Source organism: Mucilaginibacter psychrotolerans, assembly GCF_004519315.1.
GTDB lineage: Bacteria > Bacteroidota > Bacteroidia > Sphingobacteriales > Sphingobacteriaceae > Mucilaginibacter > Mucilaginibacter psychrotolerans.
Genome location: NZ_SOZE01000005.1, coordinates 240,070 through 255,476 on the forward strand (window position 1 = coordinate 240,070; position 15,407 = coordinate 255,476).

At 46.2% G+C, this 15,407-nt stretch carries 14 protein-coding genes and 1 tRNA gene; 9 read left to right on the plus strand and 6 right to left on the minus strand.

The genetic code is table 11. From position 1 onward, the window contains the following. Positions 1-9: 9 nt before the first annotated feature. Complete coding sequence (locus E2R66_RS07870) at positions 10-1,509, plus strand: SusD/RagB family nutrient-binding outer membrane lipoprotein (RefSeq protein ID WP_133228069.1); 1,500 nt, start codon at positions 10-12, stop codon at positions 1,507-1,509. A 6-nt stretch (positions 1,510-1,515) separates the two neighbouring features. Here E2R66_RS07870 and E2R66_RS07875 read toward each other — a convergent pair whose 3' ends face one another. Continuing rightward, a complete protein-coding gene (locus E2R66_RS07875; RefSeq protein ID WP_133228067.1) occupies positions 1,516-2,595 on the minus strand; it encodes a sialidase family protein in 1,080 nt (359 codons plus the stop codon). A gap of 105 nt (positions 2,596-2,700) precedes the next feature. Next, positions 2,701-2,771 (minus strand) — tRNA-Gln (locus tag E2R66_RS07880). Between the two features lie 163 nt (positions 2,772-2,934). On the opposite strand from E2R66_RS07880, the gene E2R66_RS07885 reads away from it, so the two are divergent. The 5 genes from E2R66_RS07885 (at position 2,935) to E2R66_RS07905 (ending at position 6,435) form a co-directional block, all read left to right on the plus strand. Next, positions 2,935-3,903 carry a hypothetical protein gene (locus tag E2R66_RS07885; protein ID WP_133228065.1) on the plus strand — a complete coding sequence of 323 codons (969 nt, stop codon included), beginning with the start codon at positions 2,935-2,937 and terminating at the stop codon, positions 3,901-3,903. A 4-nt stretch (positions 3,904-3,907) separates the two neighbouring features. Next, the gene (locus tag E2R66_RS07890; protein ID WP_133228063.1) at positions 3,908-4,663 is read left to right on the plus strand and encodes a nucleotidyltransferase domain-containing protein; all 756 of its coding nucleotides are present in this window, start codon (positions 3,908-3,910) and stop codon (positions 4,661-4,663) included. Beyond that, complete coding sequence (locus tag E2R66_RS07895) at positions 4,660-5,733, plus strand: DNA polymerase beta superfamily protein (protein WP_133228061.1); 1,074 nt, start codon at positions 4,660-4,662, stop codon at positions 5,731-5,733. Before E2R66_RS07890 ends, E2R66_RS07895 begins: the two co-directional genes overlap by 4 nt. Positions 5,734-5,878: 145 nt before the next feature. Next, complete coding sequence (locus tag E2R66_RS07900) at positions 5,879-6,073, plus strand: hypothetical protein (RefSeq protein ID WP_133228059.1); 195 nt, start codon at positions 5,879-5,881, stop codon at positions 6,071-6,073. Beyond that, complete coding sequence (locus E2R66_RS07905; protein ID WP_133228057.1) at positions 6,067-6,435, plus strand: type II toxin-antitoxin system VapC family toxin; 369 nt, start codon at positions 6,067-6,069, stop codon at positions 6,433-6,435. Before E2R66_RS07900 ends, E2R66_RS07905 begins: the two co-directional genes overlap by 7 nt. A 24-nt stretch (positions 6,436-6,459) precedes the next feature. Here E2R66_RS07905 and E2R66_RS07910 read toward each other — a convergent pair whose 3' ends face one another. The 3 genes from E2R66_RS07910 to E2R66_RS07920 form a co-directional block, all read right to left on the minus strand. Further along, positions 6,460-6,873 (minus strand): contact-dependent growth inhibition system immunity protein, encoded by a 414-nt coding sequence (locus E2R66_RS07910; RefSeq protein ID WP_133228055.1) that lies wholly within the window; start codon positions 6,871-6,873, stop codon positions 6,460-6,462. Positions 6,874-6,881: 8 nt separating this feature from the next. Beyond that, positions 6,882-7,367 (minus strand): DUF1801 domain-containing protein, encoded by a 486-nt coding sequence (locus tag E2R66_RS07915; RefSeq protein ID WP_133228053.1) that lies wholly within the window; start codon positions 7,365-7,367, stop codon positions 6,882-6,884. Between the two features lie 128 nt (positions 7,368-7,495). Then, positions 7,496-9,670 carry a carbohydrate binding family 9 domain-containing protein gene (locus tag E2R66_RS07920; protein ID WP_204985890.1) on the minus strand — a complete coding sequence of 725 codons (2,175 nt, stop codon included), beginning with the start codon at positions 9,668-9,670 and terminating at the stop codon, positions 7,496-7,498. 433 nt (positions 9,671-10,103) lie between these two features. Between E2R66_RS07920 and E2R66_RS07925 the strand changes: the two genes are divergently transcribed. The 3 genes from E2R66_RS07925 (at position 10,104) to E2R66_RS07935 (ending at position 14,970) form a co-directional block, all read left to right on the plus strand. Then, positions 10,104-11,297 carry an aspartate aminotransferase family protein gene (locus E2R66_RS07925; protein ID WP_133228051.1) on the plus strand — a complete coding sequence of 398 codons (1,194 nt, stop codon included), beginning with the start codon at positions 10,104-10,106 and terminating at the stop codon, positions 11,295-11,297. 390 nt (positions 11,298-11,687) lie between these two features. After that, the gene (locus E2R66_RS07930) at positions 11,688-13,964 is read left to right on the plus strand and encodes a glycosyltransferase family 4 protein (RefSeq protein WP_133228049.1); all 2,277 of its coding nucleotides are present in this window, start codon (positions 11,688-11,690) and stop codon (positions 13,962-13,964) included. 1 nt (position 13,965) lies between these two features. Continuing rightward, positions 13,966-14,970, plus strand: a complete 1,005-nt coding sequence (locus E2R66_RS07935) for a glycosyltransferase family 4 protein (RefSeq protein WP_133228047.1) — start codon at positions 13,966-13,968, stop codon at positions 14,968-14,970. A gap of 29 nt (positions 14,971-14,999) precedes the next feature. Here the strand turns inward: E2R66_RS07935 and E2R66_RS07940 are convergent, their stop codons facing one another. Further along, positions 15,000-15,386: a hypothetical protein gene (locus tag E2R66_RS07940; RefSeq protein ID WP_133228045.1), complete on the minus strand. Its 387-nt coding sequence runs from the start codon at positions 15,384-15,386 to the stop codon at positions 15,000-15,002. Positions 15,387-15,407 lie beyond the last annotated feature (21 nt).

Sequence of the window (15,407 nt, forward strand, 5' to 3'; positions counted from 1 at the left end):
CAGCAGTCCATGAAAGCCACGATAAAAAAGATCTTCGCCCTTTTATGTACCGTTGCACTTCTGCCAGCTTGTACTAAAGATTTTGCCGATTATAACCTGAACCCCGATGGCGTGAGTACGCCCCAGCCCGCCTATTTACTATCAGACGCGCTGGTGAGAACCTCACAGGCCGATATGGAGCCACGTACCAATTATTGCCATGCTTTTATGCAGTATGGATATTCAGATTTTTGGTCGGGTACTAAGTATGCCCTTTCAGATGATATCGCACGCCGTTACTGGAACAATTTCTACATACCCGTGCTGCAAAACCTGGAATACGTGCTGCCGCTGCTAAAAGCCGATGCAGGACTGGTAACCACTTATGCTGCGGCGCGTATCTGGCGGGTTTTCATCTACCAAAAACTAACCGATTTTTATGGTGACATCCCCTACAGCCAGGCGGGCAAGGCGCTGGCCAACGGCATTTTCACCCCGGCTTATGATACTCAGCAAATGATATATGCCGATTTGGTCAGCGAGCTTAGAGCCTCCATCGCCTTGATACGCGCCAACCCAAGCGTAGCCGTGCAGGGCGATCAGTTTTACGGCGGCAGTGCCGACCAATGGCGCAAACTGGCTGCATCGTTGTTACTAAGAGTTGGCATGCGCCTGATAAAGGTTGACCCGCAACAGGCAAACGCGTTAGCGAAAGAAGCCTATACCGAGGGCGTGATGACCTCCAATATGGATATGCCCGTATTGAAACACAACAGCTCGGCTCCCAATGGCTTTGCGTTCAACCTGAACGATCAGCATTTCTTCCTGCATCAAACGCTAATAGACCATATGCGCGCAAGTGGCGACCCGCGCCTCAATATCTACGGCGCGGTTTATAGCAAAGAGGCTTTTTTGGGCGGCGTGGTTACCTCTACCGACACCTCGAAGTTTATCGGCTATAGCTTCAAAGCTGCCGCCCCGGCTCCAAATACGCGTGTAAATTACGCGATGTTTCAACCAAAAGAGACGGTTTTCTTTGATTTCCAATACGCAGAGGTGGAGTTTCTATTGGCCGAGGCCATTTTGCGCGGATTTATTACCGGTGATGCCTCCGCGCATTACCAGGCAGGCGTAACGGCACACATGCAATCCTTAACACTGTTGCCTACTGCGCCAAATATCAGCAACGCTCAAATAACTGCTTACCTTGCCAAGAATCCCTTAATAAACCCGGCAAACCCTACTACTGAAGGTTCTATAGAGCGGGTCAATACCGAATTTTGGCTGGCGGGTTTTATTTTTGATGCCGATGAGGCTTACGCTAACTGGAGGCGTACGGGCTACCCGAAACTTACCCCCAACCCGAACACCATCACCGGGCCAAGCGATTCGCATGGGGTTATACCACGCAAGCTGCCATACCCCCAACAGGAATTTACACTTAACAGCGACAACGCAAACCGTGCCCTCGCCCAATACGGCGGCCTTAATGATTTTAACCCGCAGGCGAGGGTTTGGTGGGATAAGTAACGGTAATCAATTTCCCTCTTTCAAAACCACATGCTTGATGTTTTTGCGGTTGAAGGTATAGGTGATATGTATAAGGCCATCTTTGGTTTGGATAATGGCGGGGTAGCTGTATTCTTCTGTAGTGCCATCCTCTAAAACTGCTACATCGCGCCAGCTGCTGCCATCTGTAGAACAGGCCACCCGCAGTTTACTGCGCCCATTGTACCATTCTTTGCCCGGCACATCGGGGTTGTAAACGATAAGTTGTCTACCGCTTTTGAGGGTCACCGCATCTGTGCCCGAATTTGGGTTCAGCAGCATACTAGTCGAGAGTGTGCCCCAGGTTTTCCCCTTATCGTAAGACCAGGCCTGAACAACTGTACCCTGTTTGCTGCGGCACAATAGCTGCAAGGAGCCATTTTTATATTTTAGGATACTCGGCTGTATCACATCGAACTTACCAGCGGTATCTACCTGTATATTCGCCCAGGAGGCACCGTTATCAACAGAGCGTTCGATATGTACCTTCCATCTACCGTTATTTTCTTCGATGCTGGATGGGGACAATATGCTGCCATCGGCCAATTGGATGGGTTTGTTTTTAATTGGGCCTAATATACCCTTCGGCAATGCCTTTGCTACCGACCAGCTAAGGCCGTTGTCATCAGAGGTTTTTACCATCCCCCACCACTCCCTGGGGTTGGGGCCAACTTTGTAAAACAAGAATAACCTGCTGGTTTTTAGTTTGAACAACACGGGGTTCCAGGTGGGATAACGGGTTACGCTGTCGATAACGCCATCGGCAATCATTACCGGTTTCGGTCCTTCTGAAGCATCGCCAAGTTTCTTGAGCCATATAGAAACATCGGGCCTGCTCTCTGCAGAGCCGCCGAAACAAGCAATCAACAGTTCGCCCTTTTTTGTTTCTACAATGGTGGAGGCATGGCATTGCGCAAAGGGCGGCGCATCGAAAACCAATTCGGTCTTTACCTTTTCCCAGTCGGCTTGTGCCGAGGCATTGGCGAAAATTAATACTGACAACGCGCAAAGCAGCAGTAACTTAGCGGTGACGCGCGAAAGGGCTCTATTTATAGTGAGGAATTTCATACGGATTGCTTTCTTCAGTAAAAATAAATACTGCAGAAACATTAAAGGCCGGATAAATACTCCGGCCTTTAATGTTTTGATAAATCAAGTTCGCAAGGAGCGACGTTTTCGCAAATGGATTCGAACCACTACTAGCAGAGTCAGAGTCTGATGTGCTACCGTTACACTATGCGAAAGTTTCGGCTTTAAGTACCGCCGGAGCACAAAAGTAATAAAATTTACAGATTTTCGAAAAAAACCAATTTGAAAAGGCGGCCTGCTATCCATTAAAAATTTTAAGCGACAAGATTTAAACCGCCCGTTTTGCGTTTAAAGCCATTATCCTATCTTCGCAATTGTATGATGTACACCAACTTCGCCAAACATAAATCCAGCATCTTTGCCATACTTGCCTTAGTTTTTTTGCTTAATGCCTGCGGCGGTTCCCCAAAAAAAAACAAAATTTATACCAGCATCCAAAGCGATGAATCTGTAAAACCGACTTTTATGCCCGTAAAGGGCATCCGCTTTACCGAAGTGCGCCGTACCTTTAAAAACGGCGTAGCGTTTAACGAAGATGGCTACCAGTTGGAGCCCGAGTGGCGTTTTTCTTTCCTCTCAGACGACTCGGTGAACATCTATAACCCCAAGCGCAAGATGTTCGTGAACGCCCCGGTGCTGTTCGACCATGATTCGCTTTTTAACATCGCATGGTCGTGGATGCGCCTGCGTAAACTTACCCGCGATAGCATCTCCTTCCAAATAATGAAAGTGGAGGGCCGCTCGCTGATGCGCGATCAATCGGTAGTGTACATGACGCTATATGCCGATGACTATATCAAGAATAAACTTCACACCACCGCCGCAGCGTTAATGAAACCCACACGAGCCGACACCTTGTTTATCCAACGAAAAACGGCACTGGCCAATAAAGACACCTCCAAGGCATTCTCTGCCCGGGAACCCGCAGTACTTACCAGTAAAACTAAACTGCTTACTATAGAACGAATAAACAGCCTAACCGTAGATGAAATACGCGAAGGCGTAAACCAGGATTATATGCTACCCGAGTACAACATTAGCATTAAAAACGCCTACGACGACTTTAAATACTCATTCTCGGTACGGGTAAATGCCGACGGTTCCCTACATTTCCTGCGTTCTGTAGTCTTCTTGTTTCCTGAATTTGTGGCCTCGTATAACCGGGCCATGCGCGGGATAACCGATGGGTACTTAAAGGCATACCTCAACGTAAAACCCGGCACTACCCTGGGTATACCGCATGCCTGCTTTATTATCGTAAATGTAAACGGGACTAAGAAAGGGTGATGAGATGCGGGAAACAATAAAGCAAAAACTATCAGAGTTGGAGCAACAACAAAACATCAGGATACTTTATGCCTGCGAATCGGGTAGTAGGGCCTGGGGATTCGCGTCGCCCGATAGTGATTTTGATGTGCGCTTTATTTATGCGCGCCAACTGACCGATTATCTGAACATCGCCGACGTAAAAGACGTTGTTGAATTACCAGTTAACGAGGTGCTGGATATTGGCGGCTGGGATATCCGCAAAGCACTTAAACTTTTCCTAAAATCCAACTCCCCGCTTTATGAATGGCTGCAGTCGCCTATTATTTATCAGCTGGATGATTTATTTACCGCTGAACTTAAGGCTTTGATGCCCGATTACTATTCGTTGCGGTCGGGCGCTAATCATTATTTATCCATGGCGTTCAATACGCTAACCAACGATTTGCAGTGCGAACAGGTAAAAATGAAGCGTTATTTTTATGCACTGCGCCCTGCGCTGGCTTGCCGTTGGATAATTGAACGAGAGACGGTTCCGCCGATGGAGTTTGCGCATTTAAGGGTGCTTATAACCGATAGCGCTATCCAGTCAGCTATTGATGAATTGATGGAGCGGAAATTGATATCAGACGAAAAAACGATGATAAGCCCGGTAAGCCTGTTGAATGAATGGCTTATCGATACACTCAGTACCTGCAAAATTAAAGTGCCCCAACTGCCTTCTACGAACAAGGACACCGACGAACTAAACGTTATCTTTAGAAAACACATAGTTAGATGACTTTCGAGGGACTAAAACAACAGCCCGGATTTTTACTGCTCGATTGCGTTAGCGGCAGCCATGCCTACAATCTGGCTATTGAAACCTCCGATATCGATAAAAAAGGGATTTTTATTTTGCCCCGGCGAGAGCTATATGGATTTGGCAATACAGAACAGGTTGCAAATGCCACCAACGATGAAGTGTATTTTGAGATTGCCCGCTTTCTTGACCTGCTAACTAAAAACAACCCGAACATATTAGAATTACTCAGTACGCCTCCAACTCATGTACTATACCGCAACCCGTTGATGAACTTTGTGCGGGCCGAGGATTTTCTATCGAAACTATGCCTTGATACTTTCGCAGGATACGCACAAACACAAATTAAGAAAGCAAAAGGCTTAAATAAAAAGATAAACAAAAGTATTGAAGCGGAACGGAAGTCGGTATTAGCGTTTTGCTATGTAGTAAGGGGAAATGGAAGCCTCCCGATAACCGAGTGGCTTGCAGAAAACAAATTTAGCCAGCAAGATTGCGGACTGACCACCTTACCACATTTCAGAGATGTTTATTTGCTTTATCATCGAACACAGCTAAATGGCGAAGGCAAATTCTACGGAATAATTTCCGGTCCGCATGCCGAAGATGTACAGTTGGCCCATGTTCCAAAGGGTATTGAGCCATTGGCGGTGATGAATTTTAACAAAGATGGCTACTCGGTTTATTGCCGCGAATACCGGGAATACAAAGAATGGGAGGAAAAACGCAACGATGCCAGGTATAAAAGCACCGTATCTCATGGGCAGAACTACGACGCTAAAAACATGATGCACACCTTTCGTTTACTCCATATGGCTGATGAAATTGCATTGCATCGCGAGGTTAATGTGCACCGGCCCGACCGTAATTTCTTATTAAAGATAAGGAACGGCGAATATTCGTTTGAGCAACTGATGCAAATGGTGGAAGAAAAAACGGAAGAAATTAAAGTGAATTATAGTAAATCTTCATTGCCAGAGAAACCGGATGCTGCTAAAGCAGAAAACATTTTGGTAGAGATTAGAGAGCAGTTTTATTCTGGGCAATAGCTATTTTTAATATTATCTACTTACCCGCGCTAAGTTTACACGATAACAACATTTGTGTTGAATTTCCTATCTTTGGTATAATAAGCTGCAAAGTGTGATGTTCAGAACAATTTTAACCCCGGATAAAAAAAACCACAGCATCGAAATGCCAAAAGAGTTTTTTGGCAAAAAAGTGGAGGTAATTGTTACAGAGATAATAGAAGACAAGACCGCGGCGCACCCTATACCTCCTGGCAACAAAAAAACTTCTGCTGCTGAATTGTTAAAAGATTTTGGCACAAACCCTGATTTCCCAACTATTGAAGAGATACGAGCTAAAGCCTGGCCATCAAAATGGTGATTTTTGATACTAACATCCTAATTGAGTTATACCACGGAAATCCCCAAATTAAAACAAAGATTGAAGTCCTCGAGGCCGAGACGTTTTATGTAAGCAGTATTACCGCTGCTGAATTTTTAGTTGGTGCGAGAGATAAAGTCGAGTTTAGTCGAGTGGAAAAACATTTGGCAAAATACAACGTCATCCCAATTACACCGGACATTTCTGAAATCTTCCTCAGCCTCTTCAAAACCTATAGCCTAAGCCATAGGCCTGGGATAGCTGATGCTCTAATCGCGGCAACTGCATTGTACTACCAAATTCCTTTATTCAACTTAAATAAAAAGCATTTTCAATTTATTCCGGGCATCGAACTAATTTGATTAAACCGCAGCTAACAACATCGCTCACTGCGCCTCAAGGTTTATTTTCGTAAATACGGCAATATCTATCCGCCGCTCTTCAATTCTTTTCACATTCCCTGCAACCAAATCGTTTAAGGTCTTCCAATAATCTTTGTTTTCGATCCAAAAACCAACGTTCACCCGCAATACACTCTGCAGTAAATCGCCTTCGTATATATCTCCCTCCGCAAGGATATCGTTGGTAAGTACCCCAATTGCTAAAGGAATTAAATAATCGAGGCCTTCATTTTGACAAATCATTAAACGCATATCTTCTACCGAAAAATCATTAAGGGGAATTTTTCTTAGTGCAGCAATTCGATTAACTAAACGATAGTCAGAATCATCGTCGGGCCATTTATTTTTCTCTAAATTTTCCAGCGTTTTGTAACGCCAGTTGTTTTCGAATTTTTTCAATGTACTGCTTATTTCTTATTCGCCACTTTAGCCTTTAACTCCCTTTTCACCGGCGAAATTGATTTGGTGATGGTAAATCCTTTGATGATGTCTTTCGGGTTTTTCACTTTGGCAAGAGAGTTGATATAGGCATCGGCCATTAGCTTGTAGATATATTCCTTAGGAAAATCTTCCTTGCTGGCAACTTTGATATAGCGGAACTGCTTGCCGTTGCCAATCAGCATCTTTTTCGGGTCTTCCAGTTCGCTACCCCAGTTAAAACCGAATATCACGTTTTGGTTGGTGCGCCAAATAGCGACGTTGCAAAATACCTGCCCAAGCTTCTCCGTTGGCGACCACCCAAACGCAACGGCATTATAGGCATCGTAAACCAGTTCATTGGTATCGGGGAACATATCCCAGGCAAAATCGCGCAGCCATAAAGCCAGTTCAATCGTTTCGGGCTTAAAGGGCTCCATGAATTTAAGCAGGTCGGTAGTTTGGTCTTTGCTCACTGGCTTAGAGATTAGAGGTTAGCGACTTGAGGTTAGTATAAATATACAATTTAAGATATACCTTGGCAATTCCAACCTTTTACCTTCTCCAACCGTTCTAAATTTTTAACCCTCCTTTAACCACACAACTATATATTCCACCAATACGTCCACTTCACCGTCAGTTGCCTGTTTTTAACCATAAAGGGCGACGGTATAGAATTATCGCCATACACGACGAATAGATCCGAAGCGGGTTTATAGCGCCATTGCAGGCGGGTGTTGATGTTCATGTTACGCGCCTGCTCGTTATACTGCACAAAGGTGGTAAAGTAAAGATTGTTGGTGAAGGTGACATCGGTACGCGGGCCAATAAGCCAGAAACTATTGCGGCCATAGGGCTGCGGCAAGCGCAAATCGTTATAAGAGGCAGTAACAGCGATATTTACATAGGGTTGAAAACGGTAACCCAGTTGGCTGCTAAGGGTGAGTTTGGTGCCATCGTCATAGTAGCCGCCGTAGGCCGCTTCAAACACATAAGTAAACACGCTTTGCGGCTTGGAGATGTACTGCACATCGGCAGTGTTCCAGTGGCTCTCGAAACCGACCGGCAGGTTGCCCTTGCCTATATTGGTAGGGTCGTAAGGGCGCAGCAGCTTTACGTAGGTATCTACCCCCGAAAACCACAGCTGGCTGCGGTTGCGGAAGGTAATAATATAGCTAAAGACACTCTCGTTATCGGTACGTTTGAAATGCTCATCGAAGAAATAATTAGACGATAGCTGCAGGCTGTGTATCAGCACCGAGCCATTCTTAGGGAAGAAATTATGCAGCAACAGCGGACTAAGCTTGTTATATCCCCGGCGCGGCACGTAACCTACCTCGGCATTGTAATTGCTGCCTACGTATTGCTGTTGCAGGTACAGCGTCCAATACTTACTGAGGTATTGCAGGTGCGCCGCCTGTACATAATCGTGCCCTTTTACACCGGGGCTGAAAGATTTCAGGCCCAGCAACTTACCCGTCCATAAATTATTGGATGATGCCAGGTTGTACTCCAGCCCCAGGTTACGGTTATATGCCGGTGCAGTATTGCCGGCAACCGGCGCGCTGCCTGTTGCATCCTTGTTAATGAACATAATACCGATGTTGGAGCGGGAGAAAACCCTTCTTTGCAAAGTGACCACACCAAAGTTTTGGCCCGGCAGGTTGTTGATATCGGTTTGGCCGGTTTGCACGTCCATTACGCCTACGCGCCAATCTTTATTCAGCTTACCGGTAAGTCTGGTACCGAAGCGGATAGGCGCATTGAGCCCCACCCTGCGCGAAAAGAACGGGCGTATATCGGCATAGCCGAAGTTGGAGAACAGGTCGCCATTCTCCAAAAAGAACTGCCGCTTTTCGGGGAAGAAGAGTTCGTAGCGGTTGAGGTTGATCACCTGCTGATCCACATCTACCTGCGAAAAATCAGGGTTTACAGTCATATCCAGATTGAGCGACGAGGTGAGCCCGATCTTTACGTCGCCGCCGATATCCTTGCGCCAGCTGGTTGGCGTTTTGTTCTGATAATCTTTACTTACACCACCCAAAACGTAGGGTATGATAGATACGTTGCTGCTGGCAACGGGTGGCTCTTCGTCCCAAACCAGCGTACCGGTATAGGCGAGCGATGCCGTAGGGAACTGCCTCGGCACGGGTGCCCAGCTCGATTTTTCGGTAGATTTCAAATCGTTACGGCTGAAGTTGATGCCCCACTCGCGGATGCCTTTTTTATAACGGATGCTTTTGAAAGGGATAGCCGCTTCCCATATGTACCTGTCGGGATAATTCTTTACAACAGAAGACCATTTGTTATCCCAGCTCAAATCTACCTTGCCGCCTTCGTACATGGTACCATCCCATTGCGCACCGGCTGCGTTTGCGCCGAAGCTGAAACCATCGGTACGGGCATCAAAGGGGTCCATAAACAGCAAAAAGTTATCGTTTTTACCGAAGCTAAAATCGCGCTTAAGTGATTCCACCATGTTTTGACCGGGCAGGCCGCCGTAGCAAATGGCTACAATGTACAGGTTATCATTATCATAGGTCATCTTCACTGTTGTTTTTACCTTGGCGTAGCTGGTGTCCATAGGCAAAACCAGGTAGAAATTACCGGCAGAGTCGGCGCGCTGCCAATCGGACTCATCTACAATGCCATCAATTTTAATTGGGGCCAGTGCCCGTTTGATATGGTATTGGTAAGCGGCGTTCTTTTTTTGGGCAAGGACGGCAAGGCCCGGCAGGCACAAGCAAAGCAGCAGTAAGGTGAGTTTTCCTGTCGACAATGGGCGGAAGCTAATAGTTTGAATACTTGGTAATGAGTAGCAATAATATACATATTATAGCATAAAACGATGGCTTTGTGTTATTTAAACACATTTGTTACCAATAGGCCAGAAGCGGAAAAGCGGGCGCTACTAATTTTTTAAAACCATTTAAAACCCTACTCAAAACACCTGCTAAAATCTCCGTGTTTTTCCCACAATACGCATTTTTTGGGAGCTTTTCTCCGATTTATTCCTCCTGGTATGGTCAACAAATCAACGTGTAGTATTTCCCAACAAATTGAGCGGGGTTTCCGGGTAATTCCATCTCTACCGATGGTTGTTGAGACTGCTAAAACTTCCTTACCGACTTTGTAACCGAAAAGAAAAACAGACCTTCACAACACGCCCCCAATTCCTCCCCCCAAACCCGATATATTATTACCTTTGCCACATGCTTACCCTCCGCCAGCTATTTTTAAATCACAACGCCCAAACCACCCACTTCCCGCTGTTGCTGGAGTTTGAGCGTGCGCAGGGCGTTTATCTGTACGATAAGGATGGCAAACCCTTTACCGACCTGATCTCGGGCATTGGCGTGAGCAACCTGGGGCATGGCAACCAACGCGTTATCCATGCCATAAAGGATCAGGCCGATAAATACATGCACCTGATGGTTTATGGCGAATACGTACAAACCCCGCAGGTGCGCTTTGCCGAAAAACTGGTTGCTATTTTACCTGAAAGCCTTAATTCGGTGTACTTTACCAACTCGGGGAGCGAAGCAGTTGAAGGGGCGCTCAAACTGGCCAAACGCTTTACCGGTCGGACGCAAATTGTGGCCATGCACAACTCCTATCATGGCAGTACCCATGGTGCGCTCAGCGTAATGGGCAACGAAGAATTTAAACAGGCTTACCGCCCGCTGTTGCCGGGCGTAAACTTTATCCGTTTCAATGAGGCGGATGAACTGCAATACATCACCACCGAGACCGCCTGCGTAATCGCAGAAACCATACAGGGTGAGGCAGGCATAAGTGTGCCCGATGCTGTTTACATGCAAGCACTTCGTGCCCGTTGTACAGAAGTAGGCGCACTGTTGATATTGGATGAGATACAGGCCGCATTTGGCCGTACGGGGAAGCTTTTCGGTTTTGAGCATTTTGGCATCGTGCCGGATATTTTACTGCTGGCCAAAGCCCTTGGCGGCGGCATGCCCATTGGTGCGTTTGTTGCTTCGGGGGAGTTGATGGCGGCATTTAAAGAAAACCCCATACTTGGCCATATTACTACTTTTGGTGGGCACCCAGTAAGCTGTGCCGCCGGCCTGGCTGCGTTGGAGGTGCTTTTAGATGATTGCCTGATAGATGGTGTAGCCGAAAAAGAAGCCCTGTTTCGAGCGAAGCTTACGCACCCAGCTATCAAAGCCATCCGCGGCAAAGGCCTCATGCTGGCCGCCGAATTCGAAAGCTTCGAACTGAATAAAAAAATAATTGATCGCTGTATAGAAAATGGCATCATCACCGACTGGTTTCTGAATTGCAGCAATTCCATGCGTATTGCGCCGCCATTAATTATTACCGAAGCGCAGATACTTCATGCGTGTGAGGTGATTATGGAGGCTGTTGAATTTTATTCGCCGGCGTAATAAACAAAACATAGTTGTTATTTAACCGCAGAGGGCGCGGAGTAGCCACAGAGGTGCACAGAGACTTTTTTTGAATTTTAAAGCTCTGTGCACCTCTGCGTTTTTTCTCTGTGTAACTCTGCGGTTAAATAAACCACTAACCCACAATTGTTTAATCTTCGGCCTCCTCCTGCAATTTTAATTAATACTATAATTCAACTGTAAAAACACGGTTACTTAATTTTATTACGAGTTAATTGGTATAGTTTATGCACTATGCTGTATGCCTGTATAAATATTGCTTTTTACCCCCGTAAGTGCGCCTTTTTAGCGAACAACTGCATATTTTTTGGGTCACAAGGTTCAATTGTATCACAAAAAACCAATCGTATCGGCATCTAACATCTACTTATGAAAATCGCTTATATCTCTACCTACCCGCCCCGCGAATGCGGCATTGCTACGTTCAATAAAAACCTGATGCTGGCCATCAACGCCAATTTTCCTAAAAGGAAAACTTTGCTCGACGGCGGCTTCGTAGTCGCCCTAAACGACTCCGAAAACCTGCAGGAATATGAATATCCCGAAGACGTAAAGTACGTCATCCGCCAAAACCACCAAAAGGATTATATCCGCGCGGCAAATTATATCAATACCAGTTCTGTGGATGCGGTAATTCTGGAGCACGAGTTTGGCATCTACGGCGGCGAAAGCGGTATCTATATATTGCCGCTCATCAACCGGCTGGAAAAACCACTCATCTCTATCCTGCACACCATCTTAAAAGATCCAAGTTACGTGCAGCGTATTATCATTCGCGAAATTGCCGAGCAATCGTCAAAGATCATTGTGATGAGCAAACGGGCCGTAGAATTTTTGGTGAACATTTACGATATCCCGGTAGAAAAAATACAAATTATAGAACATGGCGTCCCCGATTTGGAAGCGCCTGAAGTGAACCCGGTTAAAAGCCTTACGCCGTTCAAAAACAAACGCGTAATGCTCACTTTTGGCCTGATAAGCCGCAACAAGGGTTTAGAAACCGTTATCAAGGCCCTGCCTAAAATAGTGGCTAAGCATCCGGACGTGATGTATGTGATACTGGGCAACACCCACCCTGGCGTGGTAAAACACTCGGGAGAAGAGTATCGGGATCACCTGAAGAGCCTGGCTGCACAACTAAAAGTGTCGCAACATCTCTCCTTCATCAACAAATTTGTGACCGAGGACGAGTTGATGGATTACCTAACCGCCTGCGAGGTGTACGTAACGCCTTACCTTAACGAGGCGCAAATAACCAGCGGCACATTATCCTACGCCGTGGGTGCCGGTGCTGCTGTGGTTTCAACCCCATACTGGCATGCTACCGAACTACTGGCTAACGACCGTGGCCGTTTGTTCGATTTTAAAAACGCCGATGCGCTTGCCGAAACCGTTATCGAATTATTGGATGACGATGCCCTGTTGAACGAATTAAAAGAAAATGCCTACGAATACGGCCTGCACCTGCGCTGGCCGGTTACAGGTTCTGAATTTATAAAGGTTGCGCAGGAAGCTGCCGCCACACACGATTTTAGCGATAAGATACTCAAAAACAGCATTGTAGACCCGGAAGTATTGCCAAAATTCAGTCTGCAGCACGTACAGCGTTTAACTGATGATACCGGTATTGTGCAGCATGCCAAATATGGCATTCCGAATTTAAAGGAAGGCTATTGCGTAGATGATAACTCAAGGGCGTTGATTATGGCGCTGATGGCCTACCAGCGTAACGGCAGCCAGGAAGCTTTTAAGTTGTTGCCTATCTACCTGAGTTACATCCACTACATGCAAACAGAAGATGGCAACTTCCGTAACTTCTTAAGTTTCGACCGGCGCTACCTGGATGAAGTGGGTACCGAAGACTCATTTGGTCGTACCATTTGGGCATTGGGTCATTTGATCAGCTGCGCGGCCAGCAATTCGTACCGCGAGTTTGCGCTTGAACTCTTCCACCGTTCTTATCCGCATTTTAAAGCACTGCGGTATCTACGTGGGATGGCGAATACGATTATCGGCATAAGCCTTTACCTGCAGGCCTTCCCTACCGACGAAGGCATGGTGAATGAATTAAAACGCATGACTCAGCCTTTGTTAGACGCTTACGATAAAACCCGCAGCGACGATTGGGAGTGGTTTGAAGAAAGCATGACCTACGACAATGCCATTTTACCTTTAGCGCTGTTACACTCCTGCGAAATAACAGGCGATGAAAGAGCCAAAAAAATCGCCCTCACTACCATGGCGTTCCTGGATAAGTTAACCTTATCCAACGGCTATTTAAGCCCTGTTGGTAACGATGGCTGGTACTACCGTGGCGGCAAGTTCCCTACTTTCGATCAGCAGGCTATTGAAACCATGGCGATGGTGCTGATGCATTTTCAGGCGTACCAGATTTTCCGCAAGCCGCAATATATCGAGAAGATGTTCCTGAGCTACAAATGGTTCCTGGGCGAAAACACCTTGCGTGCCCCGCTGTACGATCATGAAACCAAGGGCTGCTGCGATGGCCTGCTGCCCACCGGCATCAACCGAAACCAGGGTGCCGAAAGTACGCTGGCTTACCTCATCTCCCATTTAACTGTGCTGAAAGCCTTTGAATTGGAATATGAGTACAACAAAATGGACGAACGCGTAAAGCTTTGTTAAGTTGAGGGCCGCCATATTAGCACCCGTTGCCTGGCGCACGCCGCCCAGGCACTACGGGCCCTGGGAACAGGTTGCATCAAACATTGCCGAAGGACTAATCAAACTGGGCGTAGAGGTAACACTCTTCGCAACCGGCGATTCTATCACTGGTGGCGAACTCGAATCCATTTGCAAGGCAGGTTATGAGGAAGACCGTACACAGGATGCCAAAGTACTGGAGTGCCTGCACATCAGCAACCTGATGGAGAAAGCCGATAAGTTCGACATCATCCACAACAACTTCGATTTTTTACCGCTTACATATTCGGGCTTGATCAAAACGCCGGCGATTACTACCATACATGGTTTTTCATCGCCGCGTATTATCCCGGTTTACAAAAAATATAATTCTATAGGGCACTATGTATCCATCAGCAATGCCGACCGCAGTGCCGAACTGGAATACATCGCTACGGTGTATAACGGGCTGAATACCGAAGAATTTACCTTTACGCAAGTACCTGAGGATTACCTATTGTTCTTTGGCCGCATACACCATGATAAGGGTGCTGCCGAAGCAATACAGATAGCCAAAAAAGCAAAAAAGAGGCTACTGATTGCCGGCATTATACAGGATGAAAATTACTGGAAAGAAAAGGTTGAACCCTACCTGGATGAACAAATAAAATACATTGGCCATGCCGGTCCCGAAAAACGGAATGAGCTTTTAGGCAAGGCCGCTGCCCTGTTGCACCCCATTAACTTTGCCGAACCATTCGGCATGAGCGTAGCCGAGGCCATGCTTTGCGGCACCCCGGTAATCGCGTTCAACAAAGGCTCGATGCCCGAGCTGATACAGCATGAACGCACAGGCTTTTTGGTTGATAACGTTGAAGAGGCTGTAGATGCAGTGGAGAAATTGAGCAGCATTAGCCGCGAACGTTGCCGGGATTGGGCAGCTTCGCAATTTTCTGCAGAGAAAATGGCGGGGGATTACTTTAAGTTGTATCAGCAGATACTCCAGTAAAACGATATGAGTTATGAAATGATACCAGTTTAACGCATAATCAATTGCAAATCAGAAGCTTTTTTAATTTCGATTTGCGGTTCACCATATAATTTAATTAAACCGTAAACTTTCATCGTTTGTCCTTTTAAATTTGTGGTCAAGTTCTTTTCGCCCAACTTGTATTTGCTCCATATTTCATACGGAACCGTTATACCAAGACCTACCCTAATTGAATCAGTAGTAATATAAAAAGATATCGAGTTTAAATATCCAGGACCTGCTTGTGCCTTAATTTGACCTACTACAAATACCTTTTGTCCAATATGCTTGTAGGCATCCTTTGCCTTTATTGTTTTTTGAGCTGATGCATTGAGGTGAAAAAAACAACTTAAAATGATTGAGGCATAAACGTTCTTCATTTCTACAGGTACCATCTAAATAGGGATTTGGAAAAA

Excerpts from the sequence above, each read along its gene's own strand:
- E2R66_RS07870 (WP_133228069.1), top strand. The coding sequence starts at position 10 with ATGAAAGCCACGATAAAAAAGATCTTCGCCCTTTTATGTACCGTTGCA.
- E2R66_RS07875 (WP_133228067.1), bottom strand. The coding sequence starts at position 2,595 with ATGAAATTCCTCACTATAAATAGAGCCCTTTCGCGCGTCACCGCTAAG.
- E2R66_RS07885 (WP_133228065.1), top strand. The coding sequence starts at position 2,935 with ATGATGTACACCAACTTCGCCAAACATAAATCCAGCATCTTTGCCATA.
- E2R66_RS07890 (WP_133228063.1), top strand. The coding sequence starts at position 3,908 with ATGCGGGAAACAATAAAGCAAAAACTATCAGAGTTGGAGCAACAACAA.
- E2R66_RS07895 (WP_133228061.1), top strand. The coding sequence starts at position 4,660 with ATGACTTTCGAGGGACTAAAACAACAGCCCGGATTTTTACTGCTCGAT.
- E2R66_RS07900 (WP_133228059.1), top strand. The coding sequence starts at position 5,879 with ATGCCAAAAGAGTTTTTTGGCAAAAAAGTGGAGGTAATTGTTACAGAG.
- E2R66_RS07905 (WP_133228057.1), top strand. The coding sequence starts at position 6,067 with ATGGTGATTTTTGATACTAACATCCTAATTGAGTTATACCACGGAAAT.
- E2R66_RS07925 (WP_133228051.1), top strand. The coding sequence starts at position 10,104 with ATGCTTACCCTCCGCCAGCTATTTTTAAATCACAACGCCCAAACCACC.
- E2R66_RS07930 (WP_133228049.1), top strand. The coding sequence starts at position 11,688 with ATGAAAATCGCTTATATCTCTACCTACCCGCCCCGCGAATGCGGCATT.
- E2R66_RS07940 (WP_133228045.1), bottom strand. The coding sequence starts at position 15,386 with ATGGTACCTGTAGAAATGAAGAACGTTTATGCCTCAATCATTTTAAGT.